Source organism: Cupriavidus sp. 96C5-1, assembly GCF_057798855.1.
Genome location: NZ_JBYOJU010000095.1, coordinates 1 through 8,168 on the forward strand (window position 1 = coordinate 1; position 8,168 = coordinate 8,168).

2 protein-coding genes are annotated in these 8,168 nt (G+C 69.9%); both read right to left on the reverse strand.

Annotated features, from left to right (window positions below):
- Positions 1-3,005 (reverse strand): amino acid adenylation domain-containing protein (locus AC3FOF_RS44110; protein ID WP_488730260.1); only part of this gene is annotated, 3,005 nt, incomplete at its 3' end.
- On the reverse strand, positions 3,006-8,168 hold a 5,163-nt coding region (locus AC3FOF_RS44115), incomplete at its 5' end, for an amino acid adenylation domain-containing protein (RefSeq protein WP_488730261.1). It lies immediately after the preceding gene.

Genomic DNA, 8,168 nt, shown 5'->3' on the forward strand with positions numbered 1-8,168 from the left:
CGGTCCAGCTTGCCGTTCGGGGTCAGGGGCAGGGCGTCGATCACGACGAACGCCGCCGGCACCATGTAGTCGGGCAAGTCGGCTGCCAATGCGGTGCGGACGGCGGCGATATCCACCTGCGCGCCACCAGCCGGCACGACATAAGCCACCAGCCTTGCGCCGGAAGGGCCCTCGATAGCCAGCACGGCCGCGTTGCCCACACCTTCCTGCGCGAGAATCCGCGCCTCGATCTCACCCGGTTCGATGCGGAAGCCGCGAATCTTCAGTTGCTGGTCGATCCGGCCCAGGTACTCCAGTTGCCCGTCAGGCAGCCAGCGCGCCAGATCACCCGTGCGGTAGAGCCGCGCACCGTCATCGGCAAACGGATCGGGAATGAAGCGCTCCGCCGACATGCCGGGACGGTTCAGATACCCACGCGCCAACCCTTCGCCGCCGATATGAAGCTCGCCCGCCACGCCCGGCGGCACGAGCTTCAGCTCCGCGTCGAGCAGGTAGCAGCGCCGGTCGCCAACCGGGCGGCCAATCGGGGCGTAGGTGCCCGCGAAATCCGCTTCCGGCGCATCGCCGCGCACCTTCCAGACCATCGGCGTGACCACGGTTTCGGTCGGGCCATAGCCATTGATATAGGTCCGCGCACCCAGCGCGCGCCGTGCCTGGGCAAAGGCGCCACGCGGCATCGCTTCGCCACCGAAGGAATAGAGCGAGACGTCCGGACGCTCGCCGCTCTGTTCGACGTATTCGGCCAGTTGCCGCAGATACGCCGGCGGGAAGCCCGCGTTGGTCACGCCGTGCCGGATCATCGCCTGCGCCGTCTGCTCGGGCGTCCAGAGCGCGTCGTCGCGCAGCACCAGCGAGCCGCCGCAGGCCAAGGCGCAAAGCCAGCGTTCGTGGGCGCCATCGAACGCGAACGACAGGAAATGCAGTTCGCGCGAGTGGCTGCCCATCTCGTAGGCGTCGATGGTCGCCGCCACGTGCATGGCCAGCGGGCCGTGGGACACGCACACGCCCTTGGGGCGTCCGGTCGAACCGGAGGTGTAGATCACGTAGGCGAGTTGAGACGGATGGACCGGCACCTCGGCGGCTAGCGTCGGGCCGTTGCCCACCATATCCAGCGTCAGCACCGGCAGAGAAGCCGGCGCCGGCAGCGTATCGAGCAAGGCCGGCTCGGTGACGAGCAGCCGGATCGCGCTGTCCTCGAACAGATAGGCCAGCCGGTCCTTGGGATAGGCCGGGTCGAACGGCACATAGGCCGCGCCAGCCCGCATCACGGCCAGCAGCGCGACGATGATGTCGGGCGAGCGGGACAGGGCGATGCCCACACGATCCTCGGCGCCGATGCCGCGTGCATGAAGCACGGCGGCCAGCCGGTCCGCACGCGCCAGCAGTTCGCCATAACGCAGCGTCTGCTCGCCACAGGTCACTGCAACGGCCTCCGGCTGCGCCAGCGCGTGGCGGGCGATCTGCGCGTGGACGGGCATGCAGGCATCGGCCGGCACTTCGCCCTGGCCCAGCGCAAGCAGGCTGTCCCGCTCGGCGGCGTCGAGCAATTCGACCGCATCCAGCGCGCAGTCCGGCGCGTCGGCAAGCTGCTGCAGCAGTCGCAGATAGTGGCGCGCCAGCCGCTGCGCGGTCGCCACGTCGAACAGTTCGGCAGCGTAGTGGAAGCACGCGTGAATCTGGCCCGCGGAGTCCTCGCGCGTATCGAGCGTCAATTCCAGCGCTGTCGCGCGCTCGCCCACGGGCGCGCTTTCGAGTTCCAGACCGGGCAGCGAGAGCCGGCCCGCGCGGTCACCGCGCCGATGGTTGTGCACCACCTGAAACAGCGGGTGATAGCTCATGCTGCGCTCGGGCTGCAACGCATCCACCAGCTGCTCGAACGGCAGGTCCTGATGCGCCTGCGCGCCCAGCACCGCTTCGCGGATATCGCCAAGCAGCGCGGAAAGCGGCCGGCGGCCATCGATCTGGCCGCGCACGATCTGCGTGTTGACGAAGAGCCCCACCACCCGCTCGGTCTCGATTCGGTTGCGGCCCGCCACAGGCACGCCCACGCAGATGTCGCGGCTGCCGGTGTAGCGGTAGAGCAGCGCGTGAAAGCCGGCCAGCAGCGCCATGAACAGCGTGCCGCCTTGCGCCTGCGCGCGCTCGCGCAGGGCTTGCGCCAGCGCATCGGGGATGTCGATCTCGCAGCGCTGCACCAGATAGGCCGCCGTGGCGGGGCGGGGGCGGTCGGTCGGCAGCGCGAGTACCGTGGGCGCGCCGGCCAGCGCATCGCGCCACCAGTTCAGTTGCCGTTCCCGCTCGCCAGCTTCCAGCCAGTTGCGCTGCCACGCCGCATAGTCGGTGTAGCCGATCTGGGGCGCCGGCAGCGCCAGCGGCTGATCGGCAACGCGCGCGCGGTAGGCCGCCCCCAGTTCGTCGATCAGCAATTGCATCGACCAGCCGTCGGAGACGATATGGTGCATCACCAGTACCAGCCGATGCGATTGGTGCCCAAGTTTCAGCAGATGCACGCGCAGCAGCGGCGCAACGCCCAGATCGAACGGCGCTTCGGCGATGGCGGCCGCGTGCACGTCGGCGGCGTCCGGGTTCGCCGACAGCTCCGTCACCGGCAACGCGATCACCACTTCCGGGCGCACAAGCTGCCGCGCATGGCCGGCCGCGTTGGCGACAAAGCTCGTCCGCAGCGCTTCGTGGCGGCGTGCGAGCGTTGCGAAGGCCGCCGCCAGTGCGTCCACATCCAGCGCCCCGCGCAGTTCCACGCTGCTGCTGATGTGGTACGCGGCGCTATCGGGCTCGAAACGATGCAGGAACCATTGGCGCTGTTGCGCGTAGGACAACGGCGCGCCGTGGTCCGCCGACGCGTCCGGGCGCGGCAGCGCGGGGATCGGCAATTGCGAGAAGGCCATGCCTTGCTCGGCCATCTTGTCGAGGAACGCACGGCGCTGGGCCGGCGCCAGCGTGGCAAAGCGCGCGGCCAGCCGGGCCGCGGTATTGGCTTCGATCATTCAGACTGACTCCAGGGTATTGGCAAACGCCTCCAGCTCCAGCAGGGCGGCTTCGTCGGCATGGCGATGCTGCGCGGGCAGCGCGGCAGCCAGTTCGGCCAGCGTGCCGGCGCCAAACAGCAGCGCAAGCGGCGCATCGATGCCGAGTTCGCCTTGAATGCGGGACAGAAGCTGGACGGCCAGCAACGAATGGCCGCCCAGGGCGAAGAAGTTGCCGTGGCGGCCCACCGTGGGCACGCCGAGCAGGTCCTGCCAGATCGCGGCCAGCCGCGTTTCGAGATCGCCCTGCGGCGGTTCCGCGGCAACGGCAACGGGGGCGTCGGCCTTTGGCAGCGCGCGGCGATCCAGCTTGCCGTTGGCGGTCAGTGGCAGCGCGTCGAGCCAAACGATCGTGGCCGGCACCATATTGCCGGGCAGCACGGCGGCCAGCGCGCGCCGCAGTTCGGCGGGATCGGTTCGCCGGCCGTCCTCCGGCACGGCATAGCCGGCCAGTTGCATGCCCGTTGGCGTCGCGTCGGCCACCACGGCGGCTTGCCGGACGCCCGGCAGCGCGGCCAGTTGCGCCGCCACTTCGCCGGGTTCCACGCGGAAGCCACGGATCTTGACCTGATCGTCGATCCGGCCGAGGTATTCGAAAACGCCGTCCGCCTGGCGCCGCACACGATCCCCTGTGCGGTAGAGACGGCCACCATGCGCCGAGAACGGGTCCGGAACGAAGCGGTCGGCCGTCAGCGCGGCGCGGCCAAGGTAGCCGCGTGCCAGCGCCGGTCCGCCCAGATACAGCTCGCCGGCCACGCCGTCGGGCAATGGCGCCAGCGCGCCGTCCAGCACATGGGCCACGGTGCCGGCCAGCGGCTGCCCCAGCGGCAGGCCGGTTCCGGGCTGCGGCGCCGTGCCGGCCACGTGCACGAGGACGCCGACCGTGGTTTCCGTGGGCCCGTAGTGGTTGACCAGCCGGCAGGCGGGACGCGCTTCATGAATGCGGGCGCGCAGCGCGGAGTCGGTGGCTTCGCCGCCGAGCACGAGCGTGTGGGCCGGCAGCACGTCTGCCGGCGCCGTGCCGGCCGCCGCCGCGCCGTCCAGCAGCGCGCGCAGATGGCTCGGGACGATCTTGAGCACGTCAATGCGGTGCTCGGCCATATAGCGCGCGAAAGCAGCCGCATCGAACACGCAACGGCGTTTGGGCAGATGCAGCGCAGCGCCGCTGGCCAGCGCGCCAAACAGCACCGTATGCCCGAGGTCCGCCGCCGGTGTCGATACCATCGCCATGCGCAGCCCGTGCGGCAATGCCAGTTGCGCCAGCACGCCATCGAGATAGTGGGCCAGCGCGCCGTGGGAAATCCCCACGCCCTTGGGCCGCCCGGTCGAGCCGGAGGTGTAGATCACATAGGCCAGATGCGCCGGATGTGGCGTCCGCTCCGGGTTCGGCGTCGTGCCTGCGGCGTCGCCGATGTAGAACGCGGGCTGCGTCAGGTCCAGCATGGACACCGAGGCCGGTGCGGCCGGCAGGGCCTCGGGGCGCTGCGTCAGCAACAGCGCCACGCGGCTGTCCTCGACCATGTAGGCCAGGCGGTCGGTCGGATACTCGGGATCGAATGGCACATAGGCGCCGCCAGCCTTCAGGATCGCCAGCAGCGCGACGACCATTTCCACGGACCGCTCGGCCAGCACGCCCACGGGCACATCCGGCCCCACGCCGCGCGCGATCAACTGCCGCGCCAGCGCGTTGGCGCGCCGGTTGAGTTCGCCATAACTCAGCGCCTGGCCGTCGGCGACGAGCGCCGTGGCATCGGGCGTATCGAGGGCATGGGCCTCGAAGCGCCGATGGACGGGCTGATAGCTGCCGACGAACGCCGAGGAAGGCGACGTCCGCAGACGCGTTGCGTCGATCAGGCTGATCTGCCCCAGTGGCTGCGCCGCATCGGCCGCCATGGCGCGCATCGTGGCCAGCAGCGCCTGCGCCAGCGTTTCGGCCTGGGCTTCCGCCAGACAGGCGCGGTCAAAGCGGCAGGTCAGGCGCAGCGTATCGGTCTGGGCCAGCACCAGCGTCAGCGCGTAATTGGTTTCCGCGCGGTTGGTGATGTTCGCGAACGCCAGCCCGCCCGGCGCGCGGCGCAGCGCGGCATCGACCGGGTAGTTCTCGAAGACCACGATCGAATCGAACAGCGCCTGCCCGCCGTGGCCGGCCCAGCGCTGGATGTCATAGAGCGGCGCGTGTTCGTGCTCGCGCGTGGCAAGGTTCAGCGCCTGGACCTCACGCAGCCAGTCGCCCACGCTCTGGCGCGGCGAGGGCGTGGCCACCACCGGCAGCGTATTGATGAACAGCCCCAGCATCTGCTGGGCGGCCGGCAGATCGGCGGGGCGGCCGGACACGGTGGCGCCAAACGCCACGCTGGGCTGCGCGGTGCAGCGTTGCAGTACCAGCAGCCATGCCGCCTGCACCAGCGTGTTGAACGTTACCTTCTGCGCGCGGGTAAACGCGGCCAGCGCGGCCGTTGCGTCGGCGTCGAGGTGATGATGCTGCTCGGTATGGCCATCCCCGGACGTGACCGCTGGCAGTGCATCCAGCAGGCGCGTTGGCGTTTCCAGCGACTGCATTTGCGCCTTCCAGAACGTCTCGCTGGCATCCCGGTCACGCGACTGCAGCCAGCCGATGTAGTCGGCAAAGCGATGTCCGACAGCCGGCAGCGCTTCGCCCGCGTAGTGGCGCAGCACCTGGCCCAGCAAATGCGCGGTGCTCCAGCCGTCGAGCAGCAGATGATGGACGGTCCAGACCAGATGACGGCGATCCGGCCCCGTGCGCAGCAGCGCGACGCGCATCAGCGGCGGCTGTTGCAGGTCGAAGCGCTGTGCAAGCTGCTCGGCCGCCAGCCGATCCACGTCCTCGGCGGCGCGCCCCGTGAAGTCCGCCTCGATCACGGGCAAGGCGACGTCCTTCGCCACCCATTGCAGCGGCTGGTCGCCGCGATGCAGGAAACCGCAGCGCAGGCTGTCGTGGCGCGCCAGCACGGCCTGCCATGCCGCGACAAAGCGGGCCGGATCGAGACCGTCGATATCGACACGCAACTGGTTCGTATACGCGCTGCCTGCGGGGGCGAAGACGCTATGGAACAGCATGCCCGACTGCATCGGGGACAACGGATACAGGTCCTGCACGCGCGCGGCATCAAGGCATAGTGCGTCGAGCCGGGCCTGCGTCAGGCCAGCCAGCGGAAAATCGGAAGGCGTGAGGCCGACGGCGCCGGAGGTGCAGTGGCGTACGACGGCTTCCAGTTCGGCCCGCAGCGCTCCGGCCAGGCGCTCGATGGTGGCCGTGCGATGCCGGTTCTGGCTGAACGCCAGCGTCAATTGCAGTTCGCCGCCAAGCACTTGCCCGCTGACCGACAGCGGATGCGACAGCGGAGCGGCGGGGTCCTGGGTGCCTCCCGCCGCCTGCGCCCCCTCTGCGGCCGGCCGCCATGCGGCGCCTTCGGCAAAGCTTGCATCGAACTGGCCCAGGTAGTTGAACACCACCTCGGGCTTCGGGACCGCCGCCAGCGCCGACTGCTGGGCCGGCGTGCCCCAGCGGCGCAGCAGGCCGAAGCCGATACCTTCGCCCGGGACCGCGCGCAGTTGCTCCTTGACCGTGCGGATGGCCGTGCCGATCTCGCCGCTGCCGTCGAGCGCCACCGGGAACATCGTCGTGAACCAGCCGACCGTGCGGCTGAGATCAAGCGAATCATCCACGCCCGCCACACGGCCGTGGCTTTCGAGGTCCACCAGTACGTCTTTTCGGCCGGTCCACGCGGACAGTGCGCGGGCGAGCGCTGTCAGCAGCAGGTCGTTGACCCGCGTGCGATAGGCGGCGGGCGCCCGCTGGAGCAGCGATTGCGTGAGATCGGCTGGCAGCGTCAGCGTCACGCTGGCGCGGTTGGCGATGGTGAGGGAGCCGGCGGCTTCGTCTGCCGGCAGGGAGGCGTCAACGGTGGCCAGCGCCTGCCAGCGCGGGATTTCCTCGCCACGGCGGGCGGCGCTGTCGCGCAGGGCTTCGGCCCAGCGCTGGTACGACGCCGTGCGCGCCGGCAGTTCGATCTGCTTGCCTTGCAGCCGTGCCCGATAGGCCGTATGCAGATCCTCGATCAGCACCCGCCACGAGACGCCATCGACCACCAGATGGTGGATCGCCAGCAGCAGTTGCCAGTGGTCTCCGGTCCGCAGCGCGACAGCGCGCAGCAGCGGCCCACGTGCCAGATCGAGGCTGCGTTGGGCGGCCTCGCAGTGCGCCAGCCGTTCGGCTTCCGTTGCGGTTTCTCGCACCCACAGCAGGTCAGCGCAGGTCTCTTCATCGGCGTACGTCTGCTGCCAGACGCCCGACGCTTCGACGAACCGCAGCCGCAGCGTATCGTGATGGGCGACCAGATCGCCCAGCGCTGCTGCCAGTGCCCCGGAATCGATCCCGTCCCGGCAATCGAGCAGTACAGACTGGTTCCAGTGGTGACGCCGGGCCATCGGCATGGTGAAGAAATCGGCCTGGATCGGCAGCAGCGGCACGATGCCGGAGGGCACCGCGTTGCCAGCATCGGCCCCTAGCGTCACAGGCGTGGCGACCGCCGCCAGTTCGGCCAGTGTCTGACGCTCGAAAAGCTGGCGCGGCGTCAGCAGCCAGCCGGCCGCGCGGGCGCGCGCCACGATCTGCAGGCTCAGGATCGAGTCGCCGCCGAGTTCGAAGAAGTTGTCCGAGCGGCCCACACGCGGCAGGCCCAGTACTTCGGCCCAGATGCCGGCCAGTGCGGTTTCCACCTCGCCCTCGGGGGCGACGAAGGTCTGGGCGCTCTCGAAGGCCGGCGCCGGCAGCGCACGGCGGTCCAGCTTGCCGTTCGGGGTCAGGGGCAGGGCGTCGATCACGACGAACGCCGCCGGCACCATGTAGTCGGGCAAGTCGGCTGCCAATGCGGTGCGGACGGCGGCGATATCCACCTGCGCGCCACCAGCCGGCACGACATAAGCCACCAGCCTTGCGCCGGAAGGGCCCTCGATAGCCAGCACGGCCGCGTTGCCCACACCTTCCTGCGCGAGAATCCGCGCCTCGATCTCACCCGGTTCGATGCGGAAGCCGCGAATCTTCAGTTGCTGGTCGATCCGGCCCAGGTACTCCAGTTGCCCGTCAGGCAGCCAGCGCGCCAG